The organism is Paenibacillus sp. MMO-58 (assembly GCF_037146255.1).
GTDB lineage: Bacteria > Bacillota > Bacilli > Paenibacillales > Paenibacillaceae > Pristimantibacillus.
This window is the reverse complement of the sequence record NZ_JBBCVY010000003.1, coordinates 1-17,608: the sequence shown is the minus strand read 5'-3', so window position 1 is coordinate 17,608 and position 17,608 is coordinate 1. Positions and strand designations below refer to the sequence as shown.

The 17,608-nt window shown below is 48.2% G+C and carries 17 protein-coding genes, 1 tRNA gene and 1 rRNA gene; 4 read left to right on the top strand and 15 right to left on the bottom strand.

The window, feature by feature from the left end; translation table 11 throughout:
- Positions 1-103 precede the first annotated feature (103 nt).
- Genes WFJ73_RS11080 through WFJ73_RS11070 form a run of 3 tightly spaced genes read right to left on the bottom strand, consistent with a single transcriptional unit; the run spans position 104 to position 8,145 of the window.
- On the bottom strand, positions 104-1,900 hold the full coding sequence (locus WFJ73_RS11080) for an ABC transporter ATP-binding protein (protein WP_442955946.1): 1,797 nt from the start codon (positions 1,898-1,900) through the stop codon (positions 104-106).
- 49 nt (positions 1,901-1,949) lie between these two features.
- A complete protein-coding gene (locus tag WFJ73_RS11075) occupies positions 1,950-3,698 on the bottom strand; it encodes an ABC transporter ATP-binding protein (protein ID WP_336773114.1) in 1,749 nt (582 codons plus the stop codon).
- A 34-nt stretch (positions 3,699-3,732) separates the two neighbouring features.
- Positions 3,733-8,145, bottom strand: coding sequence for a DEAD/DEAH box helicase (locus WFJ73_RS11070; protein WP_336773113.1), 4,413 nt, complete (start codon positions 8,143-8,145; stop codon positions 3,733-3,735).
- A gap of 207 nt (positions 8,146-8,352) precedes the next feature.
- Between WFJ73_RS11070 and WFJ73_RS11065 the strand changes: the two genes are divergently transcribed.
- Positions 8,353-8,685 (top strand): DUF5658 family protein, encoded by a 333-nt coding sequence (locus WFJ73_RS11065; protein WP_336773112.1) that lies wholly within the window; start codon positions 8,353-8,355, stop codon positions 8,683-8,685.
- Here WFJ73_RS11065 and WFJ73_RS11060 read toward each other — a convergent pair.
- From WFJ73_RS11060 to WFJ73_RS11040, 6 genes are all read right to left on the bottom strand, one after another.
- Complete coding sequence (locus tag WFJ73_RS11060) at positions 8,676-10,790, bottom strand: WG repeat-containing protein (RefSeq protein ID WP_336773111.1); 2,115 nt, start codon at positions 10,788-10,790, stop codon at positions 8,676-8,678. The genes WFJ73_RS11065 and WFJ73_RS11060 overlap by 10 nt on opposite strands.
- 111 nt (positions 10,791-10,901) lie before the next feature.
- Positions 10,902-11,042 (bottom strand): DUF6954 family protein, encoded by a 141-nt coding sequence (locus WFJ73_RS33370; RefSeq protein WP_442955945.1) that lies wholly within the window; start codon positions 11,040-11,042, stop codon positions 10,902-10,904.
- Positions 11,043-11,096: 54 nt separating this feature from the next.
- Complete coding sequence (locus WFJ73_RS11055) at positions 11,097-11,468, bottom strand: glyoxalase superfamily protein (protein ID WP_336773110.1); 372 nt, start codon at positions 11,466-11,468, stop codon at positions 11,097-11,099.
- A complete protein-coding gene (locus WFJ73_RS11050) occupies positions 11,468-11,803 on the bottom strand; it encodes a VOC family protein (protein WP_336773109.1) in 336 nt (111 codons plus the stop codon). Before WFJ73_RS11050 ends, WFJ73_RS11055 begins: the two co-directional genes overlap by 1 nt.
- A gap of 34 nt (positions 11,804-11,837) precedes the next feature.
- Positions 11,838-12,296, bottom strand: a complete 459-nt coding sequence (locus WFJ73_RS11045; RefSeq protein ID WP_336773108.1) for a VOC family protein — start codon at positions 12,294-12,296, stop codon at positions 11,838-11,840.
- Between the two features lie 31 nt (positions 12,297-12,327).
- Entirely contained in the window at positions 12,328-12,798 is a 471-nt protein-coding gene (locus WFJ73_RS11040; RefSeq protein WP_336773107.1) for a pentapeptide repeat-containing protein, read from the bottom strand.
- 164 nt (positions 12,799-12,962) lie between these two features.
- Between WFJ73_RS11040 and WFJ73_RS11035 the strand changes: the two genes are divergently transcribed.
- Positions 12,963-13,451 carry a DinB family protein gene (locus WFJ73_RS11035; RefSeq protein WP_336773106.1) on the top strand — a complete coding sequence of 163 codons (489 nt, stop codon included), beginning with the start codon at positions 12,963-12,965 and terminating at the stop codon, positions 13,449-13,451.
- A 21-nt stretch (positions 13,452-13,472) separates the two neighbouring features.
- On the opposite strand, the gene WFJ73_RS11030 is transcribed toward WFJ73_RS11035, so the two are convergent.
- From WFJ73_RS11030 to WFJ73_RS11020, 3 genes are read right to left on the bottom strand one after another with little or no spacing between them, the layout of a single operon-like run.
- Complete coding sequence (locus tag WFJ73_RS11030) at positions 13,473-13,916, bottom strand: NUDIX hydrolase (protein ID WP_336773105.1); 444 nt, start codon at positions 13,914-13,916, stop codon at positions 13,473-13,475.
- A gap of 12 nt (positions 13,917-13,928) precedes the next feature.
- Positions 13,929-14,747 (bottom strand): class I SAM-dependent methyltransferase, encoded by an 819-nt coding sequence (locus WFJ73_RS11025; RefSeq protein ID WP_336773104.1) that lies wholly within the window; start codon positions 14,745-14,747, stop codon positions 13,929-13,931.
- The gene (locus WFJ73_RS11020; RefSeq protein WP_336773103.1) at positions 14,744-15,508 is read right to left on the bottom strand and encodes an SDR family NAD(P)-dependent oxidoreductase; all 765 of its coding nucleotides are present in this window, start codon (positions 15,506-15,508) and stop codon (positions 14,744-14,746) included. The genes WFJ73_RS11025 and WFJ73_RS11020 overlap by 4 nt, the downstream gene beginning before the upstream one ends.
- Before the next feature lie 471 nt (positions 15,509-15,979).
- Between WFJ73_RS11020 and WFJ73_RS11015 the strand changes: the two genes are divergently transcribed.
- Entirely contained in the window at positions 15,980-16,453 is a 474-nt protein-coding gene (locus WFJ73_RS11015; RefSeq protein WP_336773102.1) for a hypothetical protein, read from the top strand.
- Between the two features lie 89 nt (positions 16,454-16,542).
- Complete coding sequence (locus WFJ73_RS11010) at positions 16,543-16,836, top strand: Dabb family protein (RefSeq protein ID WP_336773101.1); 294 nt, start codon at positions 16,543-16,545, stop codon at positions 16,834-16,836.
- A gap of 65 nt (positions 16,837-16,901) precedes the next feature.
- Here WFJ73_RS11010 and WFJ73_RS11005 read toward each other — a convergent pair whose 3' ends face one another.
- From WFJ73_RS11005 to WFJ73_RS10995, 3 genes are all read right to left on the bottom strand, one after another.
- Positions 16,902-17,159, bottom strand: coding sequence for a hypothetical protein (locus tag WFJ73_RS11005; RefSeq protein WP_336773100.1), 258 nt, complete (start codon positions 17,157-17,159; stop codon positions 16,902-16,904).
- A gap of 88 nt (positions 17,160-17,247) precedes the next feature.
- Positions 17,248-17,323, bottom strand: a tRNA-Thr gene (locus WFJ73_RS11000).
- A gap of 174 nt (positions 17,324-17,497) precedes the next feature.
- Positions 17,498-17,608: ribosomal RNA gene (locus tag WFJ73_RS10995) — 23S ribosomal RNA — on the bottom strand; the annotation flags it as partial.

Sequence of the window (17,608 nt, the reverse complement as noted above, 5' to 3'; positions counted from 1 at the left end):
AATTTTTGCTAGGGAGCACAAATGATAGAATAGTCATGAGAGAATGACGGGAATAGAGAAAAGGACTGAACGGAATTCAGATAGAATCCGTCCAGTCCTTTCTCTATACCGTTAAATTCCGGTGCATGCCGTAATAAAGACCTTCCTTCTTCATCAATTCGCCGTGGGAGCCTTGCTCGGCAATCGTTCCCTTGTCGATGACGAGAATCGTATCGGCATTCTGAATCGTAGACAGCCGGTGGGCGATGATAAAGCTGGTGCGTCCCTCCATCATCTGAAGCATTGCTTCTTGAATTCGGAGCTCGGTCCGGGTATCAATGCTGCTGGTCGCCTCATCCAGAATAAGAATGGAAGGCTCCGCAAGAATAGCTCTTGCAATGGCAAGCAGCTGACGTTGCCCTTGGCTCAGGTTGCCCCCATTCTCCGTGAGCGGAGTATTGTACTGCTGCGCCAGGCGCCTGATGAATCCGTCGGCTCCCGCCATGCGTGCCGCTCTCCGAACTTCCTCGTCGGTTGCCAACGGCTTGCCGTACTTCAGGTTTTCCTTCACCGTGCCGGAAAATAGATACGTATCCTGGAGCACGATGCCGAAGGTCCGTCGAAGGCTGTCTCTCGTATAGTCCCGGATATCCCTCCCGTCAATGAGGATCCGCCCTCCCGTTACGTCGTAAAAGCGGCTGAGCAAATTGATGACGGTTGTTTTCCCCGCTCCGGTTGGTCCGACTAAGGCCGTGCTGCTGCCGGCTTCCGCCTTGAAGCTGACGCCTTTCAGTATTTGCACGTCGCTGCGGTAGCCGAACTGTACATTTTCAAACACAACCTCGCCTTTGGGAGAAGCAAGCTCGACAGCATTGGGAGCATCCTCTACTTCTTCCTTCTGGTCAAGCACTTCGAATACCCGCTCCGCTCCTGCAATCCCCGATTGAAGAACGTTATACGTATTCGCCAAGTCCATCATTGGCCGGACGAATTGCCGGGAATAACTCAGGAAGCTTGCGATAATTCCCACCGTGATCATGCCGTGCACGGCCATAACCCCGCCGACGATCGCTACTGCCGCAAAGCCGATATTGTTAATTACGCTGAGCAGCGGCATCATAAAACCGGACCAGATTTGCGCTTTGGTGCTTACTTTGCACAACTCGTCATTGTCTCTGCGGAAATCGGCAATCGAGGTTGCTTCATAGTTAAAGGCTTTGACAACCTGGAAACCCGTGATCGTCTCTTCGACTTGACCGTTTAATCGTCCCAGCTGCGCTTGCTGGTTTTTGAATAAAGCGCTGGTTCGTTTCGTAATGGTTCGGGCAAGCAGGAACACAAGCGGTACCGTAATCAGGCTTGCCAGCGTTAAAAGAGGACTCAGCACAAGCATCATGATCAGCGATCCGATCAATGCGATCGAGCCTGTCATTAGCTGCGCCGAGGTCTGCGACACGGACGTGCTGACGTTGTCGATATCATTGGACAGACGGCTCATCAGTTCGCCATGCCTGCGGGTATCGAAATAAACAAGCGGCAATCGCTGCAGCTTCTCGAATAAGGTGCGCCGAAGCCGGCTGACGATCCGCTGGGAGATTCCTGCCATCATCCAGCCCTGGAGGAAGCTCAGCGAGGCATCCGCCAAATAAGAAGCGACAAGCGCAAACAATACAAGATGCAGCAGACTGAAGTCAACCGCGCCTCCCCCTCCTACCATCGCGTTAACGGCAACCCCGATTAAATAAGGTCCCAGAAGCATGATAGCGGAATCGATCAGGATAAAGCCGAATACCAAGGCGAGCTGCTTGCGTTCGCCGCTCAAATAACCCCATAGGCGCATTAAAGTCGCACGGAAGTTTTTGGGCTTTTGCTTGGGTCCGCCGCGACCGCCAAATCCGGGGCCGCCCGGACGGCCTCCCATCGGCACATTAACCTCCGAACGCGCCGTGCCATTGCTTGAGTTAGTTCCGTCAGGCTGAGGCATGGTTGTCCACCTCCTTGCCGATCTGCGAGCGATAGATCTCCTGATAAACCTTGCAATCCCGCATCAAGCGATCATGGTTGCCCATGCCTACGATTTCCCCGTCGTCCATTACGATGATGGTGCTCGCATCCTTTACGGAGGAAATCCGCTGGGCAATGAGCAGACAGGTAACATCCTTCGCGTATTCGCCAATCGCGCGCTTGATAGATGCCTCCGTCGCGCTGTCGAGCGCGCTTGTGCAATCGTCGAGAATAAGAATATCCGGCTTCCGGATAAGTGCCCTCGCAATCGAGATTCGCTGCTTCTGTCCGCCGGAGAAATTCACGCCGCCTTGGCCAATCATCGTATGGTACTGCTCAGGCAGTTCCGAAACAAACGAATGAGCCGAAGCCATTTTGGCCGCATCCACGACCTCCTCCATAGACGCATCCTCTTTCCCGATCCGGATATTGTCTACTACCGGTCCGGTGAAGAGCACCGATTTCTGCGGAACGATAGCAATCTTCTCTCTCAACTCATGAGTATCGACCTCGCGAATATTGATGCCGTTAATTCGGACTTCCCCTTGCGTGACGTCGTAGAAACGAGGGATCAAGTTCACCAGCGTGCTTTTTCCCGAGCCGGTTGAGCCGATTATGGCTACGGTCTCCCCGGGCTGGCAGCTGAAGCTGATCGATTTAAGAACGGGCTCGCCTTCGGGACCCTCATAAGAGAAGCTTACATTGTCAAATTCGATCGCACCCTTGCCTTTCAGCTCTTTCACGGCAGATTGCCGGGCCAAGTCCGTCATCGGATTAGTCTCTGCAAGCACCTGCACTATACGGCCTGTTGAAGCCTTCGCGCGAACGAACATATTGAAGATCATTGTCATCGTCGTCAGCGAGAAGAGAATCTGCGTCATGTAGTTAACGAACGCGATAATATGGCCCACCTGCGTATGTCCGTTATTAACCCGGATTCCGCCAAGCCATATAACAGCCACAATTCCGATGTTCATCGTAAGCGTAACAGCGGGGCCAAACACAGACATTACCCGCTGCGCGGAAGTTGACCGAGCCTCATATTGCTTGTTAATGCCGTTAAATTTATCGACCTCGAGATCGAACCGGTTGAAGGCCTTGACCACTCTGACGCCTGACAGATATTCGCGCATAATGCCGTTTAACCGGTCCAATGCATTTTGCACCTTCAGGAACAACGGCAGACCAACCTTCATGTTGAGCACAATCATTAAACCAACGATTGGAATAACAATCATAAGAACGATGGATAAGTACGGATTTAATCGGAAGGCCATAATAAACCCTCCGATGCAAAGCATCGGAGCCTTGACAAAAATCCTCATCATGCCGTTGACGAAGTTCTGGACCTGCGTCACGTCATTGGTAAGCCGCGTAACCAGCGATGCACGGTCGAAACGGTCTACGCTTTCGAAGCTTAAACCTTGAATTTTCTCGAACAAATCCTGGCGAAGCTCTGCCCCAAAGCGCTGGGACACCATGCTGGAGACAATATTGCGGCCGGATGCCGCAATAGCGCCTCCTAGCGTAATCAATAGCATGTATCCACCGAAATGGAGGACCTTATCCATCTCTTTGGTCGCAACGCCTTCGTCCACGATATGCGACATCATGGTCGGCTGAAGCAGATCAGCCAAGGCCTCAACGCTGACGAGCAGGACGCAGAAGGTGAACAACAGGCCGTATTTTCTAATATATTTCGTCATGTGCTGCACGCGAAGATCCCCTTTCCTGTATTCGAAAGCACATCTATTTCAGTTGGCTTTGCCATAATACGAGCGATTTCTGATCGCTCTCCGCCCCAATCTCCTTCAGCAGCTTCCCTTCATCCGTCAGCGCTACCGTTTCGCCGTTCCAGCGTTCCACCACAATCTTCGAGAGATGCTGGCGGCGCAGCAGCGTCATAAACATCCACTTCAGTTCCTCTGCCGACGGTTGATTAGCTGATTCCTGCTGTTCCATCGTATGGATCCGTTTGCCGTTGTTTTCCATCCAGTACAGCCATTGATCTCCCCGTAGAACGAGGAAATGCCCGGGTTTCCTGGCAAAGGAGCAATCGTAACCCCCCGGCCACTCCATCAGCAGGCCAAACGGATTAGCAGGATCCACCGCCGACAGCAGCGTAAGCGATTCTTTTGCCGAGTTTCCTGAAGGAAACGGCTTTCGAATAAGCTCGGCGATCTCCGGCGTCGTAAACTGCATCGTTATCGCTCCGTCGATAAACAAACCGCGCGTCAACGTGCCCCATTCCTCGAGCTTTCGAAGTACCGGCTGAAGACGATCCCAGCTGTAAGGCGTTACCGAGGCAGCCAGCTCCTTGGTAACAATCCCGTACGTATCCAGCAAATGGCGGATCCAATACATCTCGGGAGGGTCCGTGTCCGGAGATGTATGGCCGGATTCCCCTGCATCCTCGGAAGACTCAGCCAGACTGCCTGTCCAGTACCATCTGCCAAGTCCCGACCCGGTTTTTGCCCAATCCTTGCCCTTCTTCAGCGTTAATAACCGTAGGGGGGCAAACTGGTCATTGGAAGCATGACCTTCCCAAGCGAGGTCCAATAGAGCCGTTAAAACCTCCGTCGGAAGCTTCCCGGTGTCTCTAGCCAGCCGGGTAAGGAAGCTAGCCCCGCTCCGCTTCAACAGCTCAAGCAGCTCCGGATGCGAAACGGCTTTCTCTCTGCTCTCGGCCAGATAAGGCTCATAGATCGAACGGCTGCTTGCAAGGAAGAAGGCTACTTTCCCTTCCTTTTCCTCCGGTTGCTTTTTGCCAATCCAGATTACTTCTCCCGTTGCGCACAGCAGATCAAGCTCATCCTTCCGGTAATCCGTTACGCGGGACGGGAAGATAGCCGACTCCCAATGCGATAGCGGCAGAAAAATGCCTTGCAGACGCTCGATGACAAGCTTGAGACCTTCGCTGCCGCGAAGCTGCGCGCCTTGGAGCGCATGTTGGCGAAGCGCAATCTGCGCGCACCAGCGGATTGGAGAGGCCGGCTGCACCTGCTTGCGGGCTTCCCCGATCGACAGCCGGATCATGCGCTCCGCCGCGCGCCGGCTCGACCAGATCCGCTCCTCCGGCGAAGCGGCAAAAGGCGCTTGATCGAGGCTGCCTTCCTCACGCAGTTTATCGATCAATCTCTTCGCTTCAACAAGCGGCAGCTTCGGATAACGCTCGCATAACTCAAGCTCTGTGAAAGCGATCCTGTTGTCGGCATACCGGCGGATAATAAAGGAAGCAGCTTCATCCGACTCCGGAAAAGCTTCGTAGATTTCTATTTCATCGCGGCAAATCCACCTGTACTCCTCTTCCGGCGTATCTTGCGATGGCTTGTAGACGGCTAGTTCCCCGGTATGCTGGAGCTGTTCCGCCCATTCCAGAGCCCTTGTGTCCGACAGCTGAATGATCTCGTCCGAAGCCATATCGCCTCGATGCTTCAACAGACGGATAATATCGCTAGACTCGCGGAGCTCCAGCTCCGGCTCGGACAGCCTTTGCCGTTCCGCTTCCAGTACCTGTTCGGGAATTGCGCTGCGGATAGCCTGCTCGCCGAACAAACGCCCTGCCATCTCCTTGCTTACATTCATCAGCTGCATTTGAATGGCCGGATCCAGCCCGTCACCTTCGTAAATCCGCATATTTACGTAATCGGCCAGGAATTGGGTAGCCATCGGGGACGGATATTCCGTCTCCTTGACCACAACCTCAATCTCTCCATTCTGAATGTCAGTTAACAAGGCGCGAAGATCATCCAAAGATAAATACTCGTGTAGGCATGCCTTCATCGCTTCCGTCAAATAAGGAAAATGCTCGGCATACGGCAAGGCGGAGCGAAGCAACTCCTCGCTCCTCAGCCGCTTCTGCCACAGCGGCGTCCTGCCGAAGCTGCGGGATAACAGCAGCGAGGTTTCGGCAATATGACGGAAGGCAATCGCGAGCAGAGGCGAGCCTGTAATCGCTTCGGTAAGCAGCGGCTCTACGTTAGCCGGCGTAACCCCCCAGATGGTCTGCAGCCAGGAGGAATCCCATTCCGGCAGCACGAATTCGATGCCGTTGTCTTTGGCATTGCCATAGAGCCGGTAAGGCAGAAGCAGCTCGAACTGTCGCTCAATCGCCAGAAGCCAGGTCCGATTAAGCCGTCTGCCAAACGGATTATGCATAATAACATGCGTCTGATTCATCAGATCCCGGTAGGTTTCAAGGACGATGCGTTTATCTGTCGGAAGCTCACAGTTGGATAATTGGGAACCGATTAGCGACAGTAGCTGCTGTGCCGTATAATCATCCATCTGATATTGCCCGGACAGCCAGCTGATCAGCTGATTTTCGTCTTCCCGTTGAAGACGCTCTTCAATCTCCGCGATAAAAGCCCCGACTTTCTTGCCAAGCGAATAAGTCCGCCCAAGTCCTTCAGCACGCCAAAACGGTATTTCGCTAAAGCGGTTGCCCGCCTCGGAAACATAGACGCGGTCCTTGTCGATTCTACGTATCATCCAGCCGTTCATTCCAAGCTGAAATACGTCCCCTACGCGGCTCTCCTGAACAAATTCTTCGTCAAGCTCGCCAAGATGAACCCGGCTGTCCACATGATGTACCGGATACGCCGAGCTCGACGGAATCGTTCCCGCGCCGGTCAAGGCGCCAATCATCGTATTCCGCCGTTTCACGAGTTGATCCGTGTCCCGGTTCCAATCCAGGAGCGGCCGCATAAACGGGTAAAACCCGGCCAGTACCTGCAGCATGCCCCGAAGCTTGCCAGCGGGAAAGCTTCGGTAGCTGTCGCTTCGGGCGATCAGCCTGTGCAGATCGCCCACCGCCATGTCCTGCGCAGCAACGATGGATATCGTCTGCTGCGACAGGACATCCAGCCGATCCCGCGGGATCCGGATCGGCTCAATATCGCGCTCGGCAATTAACTTGCCGAGCACGGCCATCTCCGGCAGCACGCCCCGCTGCCGGGCAACCATCGCGCCGCGGCTGGCGCTGCCGACGGCGTGGCCCGCACGGCCGATCCGCTGAATGCCGGATGCGGCTTCAATCGGGGAATCGAGCTGGATAACCAGCTCGATATGCCCCACGTCAATGCCAAGCTCAAGCGAGGAGGTAGCCACAATGCAGCGCAGCTCGCCTGCCTTCAGCATCCTCTCTACTTCAAGCCGCCGCTCCTTGGCAATACTGCCGTGATGGGCTCTCGCCATCTCGTAGCCGGCATGATCATTCAGCCGTAGGCATAGACGCTCGCATAACCTTCGGCTGTTCACGAAAATAATGACCGAACGGCAATCGGACATCAGCGCAAACAGCCTGTCCAGAATCGGGAGCCATACCGCATCGCGGGTCTGCATGGGCTGCGATTGATCAGGCATCGTTAACGATATTTCAAGCTTTTTGCTCATATGGCTTTCTACAATCGTTACCGGACGCGGCACTAATCCCAGCGGATGAACGAATCCTTCACTGTCCGTCGCTTGTCTCTCATCCAGCCTACTGTCTGACGGTTCCTGCCAGCCGCCAAGAAATCTTGCCACGCGCACAAGCGGCTTCTGCGTAGCCGATACCCCGATTCGTTGAATTCGTCTTCCGCATAACTCTTCCAACCGTTCAAGCGATACGGAAAGGTGCGAGCCTCTTTTATCCGCTGCAAGATCGTGAATCTCATCAATAATCGCGTAGGAAACCGTCTTCAGCATCTCCCTCCCTTTCTCGGAAGTCAGAAGAATGTACATGGATTCCGGCGTAGTGACCAGAATATCCGGCGGTTTCCGATACATAGCGGATCGAACAGAGCTGGTCGTATCCCCTGTCCGAACGCCGCTTCGGAGTCCCGGCCAGCTGGTATCCGATGAAGCGGCAAGCTTATCAATCTGATCGATAAAAGCAACCAAATGATCATGGATATCGTTATTAAGCGCCTTAAGAGGCGTAATATAGAGCAGCCTCACGCCTGCCTGACGCTGCTGCTGCTTCATTCGGGCAATCCCATCGAGACATGGAAGAACGGCCGCTAATGTTTTGCCCGAGCCTGTCGGAGCGGCAATCAGCGTATTGTCGCCTGCTGTAATCGCTTTCCAAGCTTGTTTTTGCACGTCGGTCGGCTCGCCGAACGACGCCCCAAACCATTCCGCAAGGGATGGATGAAAAGAAGATAATGACGAGCTCTGCATGACTTTCAGCTCCATCTGAATATAGTCGGGCACATTTGCTTTACCACTATATTATATCAGCACAACCGGGCAATCGCCAAAACGAAAACAGCGCATAAAAGCACCTTCAGGAAAAGGAGTCTTTCATGCGCCAGCTTGCTTATTTTAGATACAAAATGTATCATAATTCTATAACACTCTTCCACTAATGGGATGTGATGTGCTGGAATGTCTGTCATCCTTCGTTTGCCGATAAGAGGCCTGCTGCTATGGCTGCTTTTCTTCAGTCTGACCGATGCCGTATTTACCGATATCGGAATCAGATTAAAGCTTATAACCGAGTTGAATCCATTTGTATCTTGGCTGTATAATTGGCACTTCATTGCTTATTACGGCGTTAAGCTGATGTTTCCCGTACTTTTCTTGCTAATTTATCCTCAGCTAAGTGCCCGCTTATGGATCCGTTATTCGGCAGTCATCCTGTTCCTGCTCTACCTATTCGTTAACATGTACCATTTACTGTGGGTAGCCCTTGCACTCGTGAACGGCCATCATGGATGAAACGAACGCCAGAAATCGCCTCTCACATCAATGATGTTCATAATCTGAGAGTAAGGAATTCTGAACTCGGGAAAACCTGCAGCATAAGGCGCAATCTCATAAGGCTCAAAATACAAATGCAGCGCATCCTGCGTTACGAAAAACGGTTGATTCGGTTTGATGCCTTTATACGTATCCGGAAAAACATAATCATACTGAGGGTCCGTTTTGATCTGTTCCCCTACGATATCGCTCAGCACTTTCACATAGTCACTGCCCGGCTTGAACAAGTCCTTCAGCGTATACATATCGCCATTCGACACATCGATATGGGCATAGACCTTCGTTGGCATGCCATGTGCTGCCCCGGCCGGGTAATTATACCCCGTCATTTCAATCTCCAGCAGATTTTTCTTGAACAACGTCACTTCGAAATCCCCGCTGTACGTATAGCCAAGCAGTTCATCGCCAGGGATCGGCTTAACCTGGGACATGACCTTAAGCGTTTCGTTCAACCGCTCTTGCGCGGCATGATCGGCGATCCCTTCCACAGCCGGATAATAGACGACATAATCCTTATTCGGCTTATACTTATGCTCCCTGACCAGATAAGGCAGGCGAAGCGGAATAACCGTGTTAGGCTCCCACACGATTCGTCCGTTCCGGTTGGCATATTTAATCCTCTGATCAATATTGACTTGAATCAGATCATCCTCGAGTTTCAAGGTACCGCTCCCCTGGAACTGCGGATACCCTGGGGCCGGATTACCGCTGGTGTTAATGAAGAAGGTCGTGTTCCCGTTGCTGGCGGAAGCGAGTCCTTTTCGATAGGGCTGCACGTCGGTATAGACAAAGTCGGTCAGTCGTTTGCCATCGGAATCGAAAATCGCATACATCGAGCCAAGGAACGATTGATCCGGATTAATCGCTTTCCCAACTGCATATCGCTGCTGGCCAATCGCCATGATATCGTTATAGATCGTCTGTATGACAAGATTTCCTTTTGTATCAATTACGCCGTATTCCGCGCCAAAATCCTCCGCATTATTAACGATTGCCCGGCCATTCTGGAACGGAAACGCCATCGAATAGGTCGGCTGAATTTTTACCGTGCCTTTTTCGTTGATATAGCCATATTTCCCATTCGCCGTCTGTTGGAATGGCAATAATCCATCCCCCAGAACTCCTACAAAAGGAAAATGATACTCCGCTTCCTTTGAACCGTCATGCCGAATTAAGGCATAAACATTGTCTTTTATTTTTACGACCGCATGTCTATCGGAAAAATCGGTAGCATCATCATAACGAAGCGGTATAACCTCTTTACCTGACCGGTCAATATAGCCGTAGACGGTTTTGCCGCCTTCAAGCTGGTTGTTTACCATCGCTCTTCCATCATGCATATCTGCCATATAGGAATAACCATTGCTTGTCACAATAGCTCCTGAATCATTAAGCAGCTTGTATTTGCCCTGGTCGTCAATAACAACCGCTCTTCCTTCCGAAAAAGGAGCAATAAAGCTATAAACGGGTCTGACAAAATATGCTCCTGTTGTGTTAATTAAGCCATTGCCATTATCCGCGCTTACAATAGCAAGCCCATTCGTCTGAAAATCCTCTGCACGGTCAAAGCGAGGGGGTATTACCATCGTGCCAATTCCGTTAATATAGCCCCATCTGGTTCCGCTTGTTGTTTTTTCGGATCCCGGATAGAGAGATATCGCTCTAGTCTCCAAAGACCGATCATCGGGTACAATATTTCGGAAGCCTACAGGACTCCATTCGTAGACAGCTCGTTTCGTTTGTTCTTCCGCAGTCCGCCAATTAATAATAAGATTATTAACCATCCGGCTCGTTACGGGAAAAGCGGTCAGCTCCGCAACACCGTAACCTTCGCCTTTCGCGGCTGCCGCGATCGTCCAACCAACATGGCGGTATTGCAAAATATGGACATAAAGCTCATCTTGCCAGCGATACACAACCGTTAGCTCCGGTACGCCATCCCCGCTTAAATCCTGGGTATAAATCGCATATTCGTTAGGTGGATCCTCCATCATGACGAGTTCCGCCCCCGGAGGCAGTGAAGATTGCGCCAATCGGATAATCTGGTCATTGATCCAGTCCATTCGCATCTGGTCCCCTTTCCCAGCACGTTACATCAACTCACTATTCGTATGCGGGAAATAAGGAGAAATATGACAGGTTTTGGAGTAAGCTTGTACGGCGGATTAAGCAAGTTATCGCTTCTTCCGGAATACGAAGTAGGCAGCGACCGCAATCACAGCATAAATAAGGATGACAATCCCTAATGTAATCATTCTCTCCGTCATGCTCCCATCCGCAAATAACACGGGTCCAAGTCCAAAGAAAGTGACCAGCAGGAATACGATTAGCAGTACAATGCCTAGAAGTATTCTTATGTTCAGCTCCTCCTACTTGTCTAATGTTGGTTCACTGAAGACAATCCGGTTCCCGAATGGGTCGCCGATTCTGCACTCCAGCGTGTTCCACGGCGTTTCTTCCAGTCCGGGCCTTGCGTATTTATATTTCTTATCCAATAAATCCTTATGTAATTCCCTTATCCCGGTCATTTCGATACGAATAGCCGAGCCCGGGCTGCAGTCTCCATGATGTTCACTAAGATGTAGTCTGATTCCCCCCTTTGAGATCTGCATATATATAGGCATATCGGATTCAAAGCGATGCTCCCAATCTACGTCGAAGCCTAGAAAGTCCAAATAAAATTCCCTAGCTTTCGCCTCGTCAAATATACGAAGAATCGGTACCAGCTGTCCAAAGTTCATTATCGTATACCCCCTTTTTTGGTATTAGAATTAAACCAGTGACCATTCTGGATTTCCATAATCAGCTCAACCTTCTTCTCCTGCATAAAAGCATAGGCCTGTTCAATGTCTGCCGTATGAAATTGAAATGCCGGTGCCGTATACAAGTTTTCAGTCGAGTAAATTTTGCTGTCCAACACAATGCTTGGCCCTTCCAACGGCAAGACATAAATATGTCCGAAATAAATCTCGCCATCTGCAGGAAGACCTAGAATATCGCAATACCAGTCGCGGGCATTTTGAACATTGCTTACTGGGATAAAGATACCATTGATTTTATTCGAGATAGGATTCACAAGCATCCTGTTTTCTTATCATGGAATTATAAGGCTACGCCTTTCTTCGCATTGCGCCAAGAACAATATTGTAACGATCAAGATCATGAATATGGACATTCTTAAATTCCCAGCCGCCATGTTCGCCAGTAAAAGGTTCAATCCAGATAATCCCGCCTCTGTCGCGTACCTCTTCCACATATTCATCGAATTCTTCCCAGCCAATATGAATGTAAGTATCCCATCCATAATCTGGGCCGTCCCATTCCGTTGGATAGCTGTTACGCTTGGCAGAGACGGCATTTGGTTTAACGTCCTCTTCGGAAACGGCCTGTTGAAGGATAAAACAAACCTCGTCACGCTCCGCATGTCCCCAATCGTCAATGGAAAACCCTAAACAGTCGCGGTAATAAGCTTGTGACTTTGCCAGATCCGATACTAATCGAACCTGAATGGTCTTGCCCAGTTTAACTCTGGATTTGCGCTGCTCATCTTCAAGGACTTGCTCGCTCATGAGTTCCGACCTCCCGTTCAGGATGATAGATTTACTGATCCCTAAGCAGATCCGATATCAGAATTCCGTTGATTCGGAGACCGGCAATATTGCAATTGTCGATATTAACATTGGATAAATCACAATTGTTAAAAAGGGTGGTCGAAAGGTTGCAGTTCTTGAAAGTTGTTGGTTCATACTGACCGTCGGGTTTGTATTGCGGCTCGCCTTCCTTCGGCAGAACGACATTCGTAAATTGGGTGCCGATCAGATAGACATGATCAATGCTGGCGTGACTCATATTCGCAAGCCTAATGCTTACCCCCGTCATGTTTGCATCCGTAATTTGAATTTCGCTCATATTAACATCGTTCAACTTCATGGCATTCATATTTACGTTATTTATCGAAGTTCTGGCCAGGCTGACATTATCGATTACCAGCTCTTCCGCGCGAACCTCCAGCCACTTCGCTCCTGAAATATCAGATTGCTGCAGATCATACGGTCCAACTTTTAAACTCATCCTCAGATCTCCTCCAATAATAGATATTCAATCTGGTAATTCGATACAGGATCAATCTTTACCTTTATTATCCAAATCATAACACAGAAATAAAACGAGAACAAGTGTTTGCATTTTGTCTGGATTGTGATATGCTTTTCTAAAATATTAGTGGAGGTATGGAGATGACGCAGAATGAGATTCTTCATTCATTTAACTATTTCTCTAGTTGGATCCGCTCATTGGAAAATACGAATGAAAAGTTATGGTTTGCACCAATTGCGGATAACAAATGGTCAATCAGCGAGATCATTGCGCATCTTTTTAATTGGGATAGATACCTTATATCCGAAATACTTCCCGCTGTTCAAATCGGCAATGAAGTAAGTTTCCCTGATTATGATACCTTCAACAAACGGGCTTCCGATTATATACAATCAGGTGTCTCTAAATCGAAACTTATCGATGAAACAGTAGCTACAAGACATCTATTAGTAAAATTGCTTCATGAAATGACCATTGAAAGGTTAAATAGGCGATTAACTGTTAATGGTGTATCTGATTGTCCTAGAACTGGAGCTCATTATTCTCTAATTTATATCATTAAGGAATTTACAGAACATGACACCCACCATAAACAACAAATCATGCGGTTTCTGAGCGGAAACGTATAACCTAGCTTCTAGAAGTTGCGGTCAATTGAAGAAATTCGAAAACTTCAACTCTACGATCTTAAGCAAATCCGTACGCATCCCTTCGCCTTCCATTTTAATTATCATTTGTTTGGCTGTTTCTATGTTCATCGTTACTCTTCCTGTTGTTTCAAAACCATCCGGGATTTCAACGTATTGCTTCACTTTGGCGACTACAAATACCGTATACGTATGGGTGCTCTCCCAATACCATGCTGCTACAGGAATTCTCTCGTCTTCTAATAACAAGCCTGCTTCTTCTACCGTCTCGCGGTCAAGCGCAGCAATGAGGTCCTCGTCTCCCTCAACTCTGCCTCCGACCGTTGTCAGGTTTTGCTCGTATTTGTCCCACACCATAACGATGGAACCATCTGAGGTAACAGGTATGCTATGAATTCCTGCAATCCGTTTGTCCGTTGGCCATACACCAAACAATGGTTTTAGCATGACTGATCAACTCTATTCTTTTGTATATTTAACAGCTTTGACCGAGAGCCATTGAGGAAGTGCAGCTGAAGGATTTTCACGCCAATTGGAATAGCTCTCCACCTCTTCAGCGGTTAAGTTATCGCCTTCGTTCTCTGAATCATCCACCCAGAAACAGCCATTCTCCGCATACATCTCTTCAATTTGCTTGATATGTAGACTAGAGCTAACTACAGCATTCAAAATATCCTGTATTCGCCATTTAAATGTAGGCACTTCTCCAAAAGGACCCGTTAGGTGATAAGGCTTATTTATCGTAAGTGCTTCCTTTGCCTTGATTCCAAAGGGCCGCATGAAAGGATGAATATCGTACATGATATAGATTCCGCTGCTCTTCAGAACTCTACTGACATTATTGTACATGGATTTTAAATCATAAATCCAAACGTGAACCCCATTCGACGTGTAGACCAAATCATACTCATCGCTTGGAAGTTGGGATAAAGTCATCGTATCCTCACAAATAAATTCGATATCCCAGCCATGATGCTTGGCAATGATGGAAGCGTTTTCTATTTGTTTATCCGAAATATCGCAGGAAGTGACTGTTGCACCCAGTAGATGAAACGCAAACACCGCATGATTATCTCCACTCGAAGGAACCAACACACGTTTTCCTGTTAAATCTGGGAAGGCTTCTCTAATCATGCCGTATGTTGTAGGATGAAAAGCGGATGCCGGAGCCGATATGACTTTTGATATCGCCTTTTCTGTTCTATATTTTAAATACCAGGTATCTGACCACTCGTTCCAGCTGTCCCTCACCTTATTCTTGCTGCTCAATCTGATCACTCCTCCAATTCACATGCTTGAAATAGACCACCATTAACGGAGACAGAAGTGCTTATTAGACTAATGATTTGTCTCGCAACGCGAGCTGGGTCTATTAAATTTCCTTCAGCCTTCTGTGCGGCAAAATAACCGGCTAACGCCATATCCGACTCACGAGCTGTCTGCTGCATCGGTGTATCCATCATTCCCGGATCAACCGCGTATACCTGAACTTCATTAACCTGCTGACCCTGCTTTTGTTCCATACCTATACATCGGGAGAACATATTTATCGCGGCTTTTGCTGAGCAATAGAGACTCATGTTTGGTGCAGGGTACTTTCCGGAGCCGGATGAAATATTTACGATCTTTCTTACAACTTGCCAATCTGAGGTTAGCCGAATAAAAGCCGACGTAAGCAGCATCGGAGCTGTAATGTTAAGCTGTATATTTTTCAGAATTTCCTCATCCGTGCAAAATTGTATGTCTCTTAACGGAGTGACTGAAGCCGCATTATTTATTAGAGTTATTGATTTCAAATCATGTTGATCGATAGCCGAAATAAGATCTTGTAGTACAGTTGTAAGGCTCTCTACTAGAGTGAGATCAACGGGGTAAAAGAAGTATTTTCCGTCTAGTGTATTTCGACCGATTTCCTCATTATCCGTTCGGGATAGGCCAATAACCGTGTTCCCTTTTTCTAAAAGCCTTTTAGCGAGTTCCGCGCCAAGTCCGCTGGATACTCCCGTAATGATGCAAACATGATTAGCCAGGTTGATCATCTCCTTTTCAGTTCCCTAAGTTTAATCATATAATAGGTAACCGTACTGCCTACTCCCAGAAAGCAAAAAACAATGGCTAGGAACATTAATCCGCTAAGATAAGCATTATTCTTATCTTCTTCTATTAGGTAAAGCAACGGGATTAAAGAAACTACAAATGCTGCAATAAACAAGATACTCTGCAGCCCTCTCCATTTCATACCCATCCGCTCCTTTGGGAAGTGATCAACTTCATCTTCAACATTTTTCCAGTAAAAACAAGATTAACATATGTCTATGAACCATGCACGTAAAACTTCAATCTATTAGGTTTGGACAATCTATAATGATATACTCTTTGTGTAACCCGAATTGGAAGAAAAAGGAGTGTTCACCATTATAAATTCGAGTAAACTAACCTTGCTTATTGCTTTTATTATTCTAATCGGAGGCTTCATATTTTGGAATCAGGAGCATCAAAAGGCCAAGAAGATGAAATCAGGCTTGCAAGGTATGCTTGGCAGCGCCATTTATCAAATATGGTCTAATTATGATGAGATTGCTAAATATCCTCCTGAAGAAATAAGTGTAGAACGATTAAATCAAATTAATGAGAAACTAATCAGTGTCAGCGCCTATTCTTACCTAGTTGATCAGAAAGAAGGAACAAACCTGATGGTACCTCTTGCAAATGATCTAAGAGCGATAACGGAGTATTTGAATAAACAACTGCATCTTAACCCATCCCCCACGCCCGATGATCAAGAGGTATATCGTTATATGCTCGAAGTAATTTCAGAGATCCTCCCGCAAATTGGTTCTGTCTATTACATTCCTGATCAGATAGAGGGACCGACAGTTGCACTTAAGCCAAATCGCACGGCCGTGAAAAAGATGGTGGTATCGCGAGATCGCCTGAAGGCGTATGCTTCCCAGCTCAAATCAAAGACTGCGGCTGCCGCCTAAGGAACTTTATTCATGAAAAACTAGAAATACGTTCCCATTTCATGCTATATTGCATTAGGTTAGAGATTTTGAAGAAGAGAGGTTACAACATGATTGATCGTACTATTTTAGTAAAATTCGGCGAGCAAACAACCAATGAACAGCTCCAGGAGATCGTAGATCGCTTCAAGGCGCTGAAAGAACATCTGACTGGTGTTATTGAAGTAAATGCCGGCATTAATTTCTCGGATAACAACAAAGGTTACCAGCTGGTCCTTCGCGTCAGATTCGAAGATAAAGCCGCATTGGAGGCATATGGCCCTAACCCGCATCACCAAGCTGTAGCAGCGCTAATCCGTGAGTATGGCCGTGAGGATAGCATCGCAGCCAATATCGAAGTGTAACATAAAAACAGCGGCACGCTTAGCCAAGCGTCCGCTGTTTTTATGAACGAATATACTTTCATCAACTATTTAATTAATAGTACTTCGTCTTTCAAATTCAACGTTTCCCAAAAATCTGCCTCTTTTATATCAGAACATTCAACTGCTATTACGACTTGCTGATTGTCATGTTTTATTTCCGTGATAACACCGGTCAATTGCAAAAAATTATTTAGGGGGACATAAATCTCCATACCTTTTTTGATTTGCCCCTCTAATGAATTTCCATACAATATAAAGTCAGTTTCTCTCTTCGACGTCTTAGTAACTTTAAACTTCGGCATATGTACCTCCTGTAGGGCATAACTAAATTCTAAATATAAGATACAACAAAAAAATCCGATCATAAATGATCGGATTAACATTCGTAAATGGTGCCGGCGATAGGAGTCGAACCCACGACCTACTGATTACAAGTCAGTTGCTCTACCAACTGAGCTACACCGGCATAAAAGTATATTTGCGCCTTGAAAACTGGATGCGAAAGTTTGAGTTCCTTAAGTTTTCCGGTTTCACACCGGGGTCCCCGCAAAGTACTCGGATTTAACTCCAAAGCATTTGCTTCACTTTGTGGGGTATTAATTGTTTATGCTTCCGAAGTACGTTTCCTTCGGAAACGTTGTAGGATAAGCCCTCGACCGATTAGTATTCGTCAGCTCCACACATTGCTGTGCTTCCACCCCGAACCTATCAACCTCGTCGTCTTCAAGGGGTCTTACTAATTGGGAAATCT

Coding starts and splice junctions, on each gene's coding strand:
- WFJ73_RS11040 (WP_336773107.1), bottom strand. CDS start 12,798: ATGAGTTTAAAAGTTGGACCGTATGATCTGCAGCAATCTGATATTTCA.
- WFJ73_RS11005 (WP_336773100.1), bottom strand. CDS start 17,159: ATGCCGAAGTTTAAAGTTACTAAGACGTCGAAGAGAGAAACTGACTTT.
- WFJ73_RS11015 (WP_336773102.1), top strand. CDS start 15,980: ATGAAATCAGGCTTGCAAGGTATGCTTGGCAGCGCCATTTATCAAATA.
- WFJ73_RS11010 (WP_336773101.1), top strand. CDS start 16,543: ATGATTGATCGTACTATTTTAGTAAAATTCGGCGAGCAAACAACCAAT.
- WFJ73_RS11030 (WP_336773105.1), bottom strand. CDS start 13,916: ATGCTAAAACCATTGTTTGGTGTATGGCCAACGGACAAACGGATTGCA.
- WFJ73_RS11020 (WP_336773103.1), bottom strand. CDS start 15,508: ATGATCAACCTGGCTAATCATGTTTGCATCATTACGGGAGTATCCAGC.
- WFJ73_RS11035 (WP_336773106.1), top strand. CDS start 12,963: ATGACGCAGAATGAGATTCTTCATTCATTTAACTATTTCTCTAGTTGG.
- WFJ73_RS11045 (WP_336773108.1), bottom strand. CDS start 12,296: ATGAGCGAGCAAGTCCTTGAAGATGAGCAGCGCAAATCCAGAGTTAAA.
- WFJ73_RS11065 (WP_336773112.1), top strand. CDS start 8,353: ATGTCTGTCATCCTTCGTTTGCCGATAAGAGGCCTGCTGCTATGGCTG.
- WFJ73_RS11070 (WP_336773113.1), bottom strand. CDS start 8,145: ATGCAGAGCTCGTCATTATCTTCTTTTCATCCATCCCTTGCGGAATGG.
- WFJ73_RS11080 (WP_442955946.1), bottom strand. CDS start 1,900: ATGGGAGGCCGTCCGGGCGGCCCCGGATTTGGCGGTCGCGGCGGACCC.
- WFJ73_RS11055 (WP_336773110.1), bottom strand. CDS start 11,468: ATGAACTTTGGACAGCTGGTACCGATTCTTCGTATATTTGACGAGGCG.
- WFJ73_RS11060 (WP_336773111.1), bottom strand. CDS start 10,790: ATGGACTGGATCAATGACCAGATTATCCGATTGGCGCAATCTTCACTG.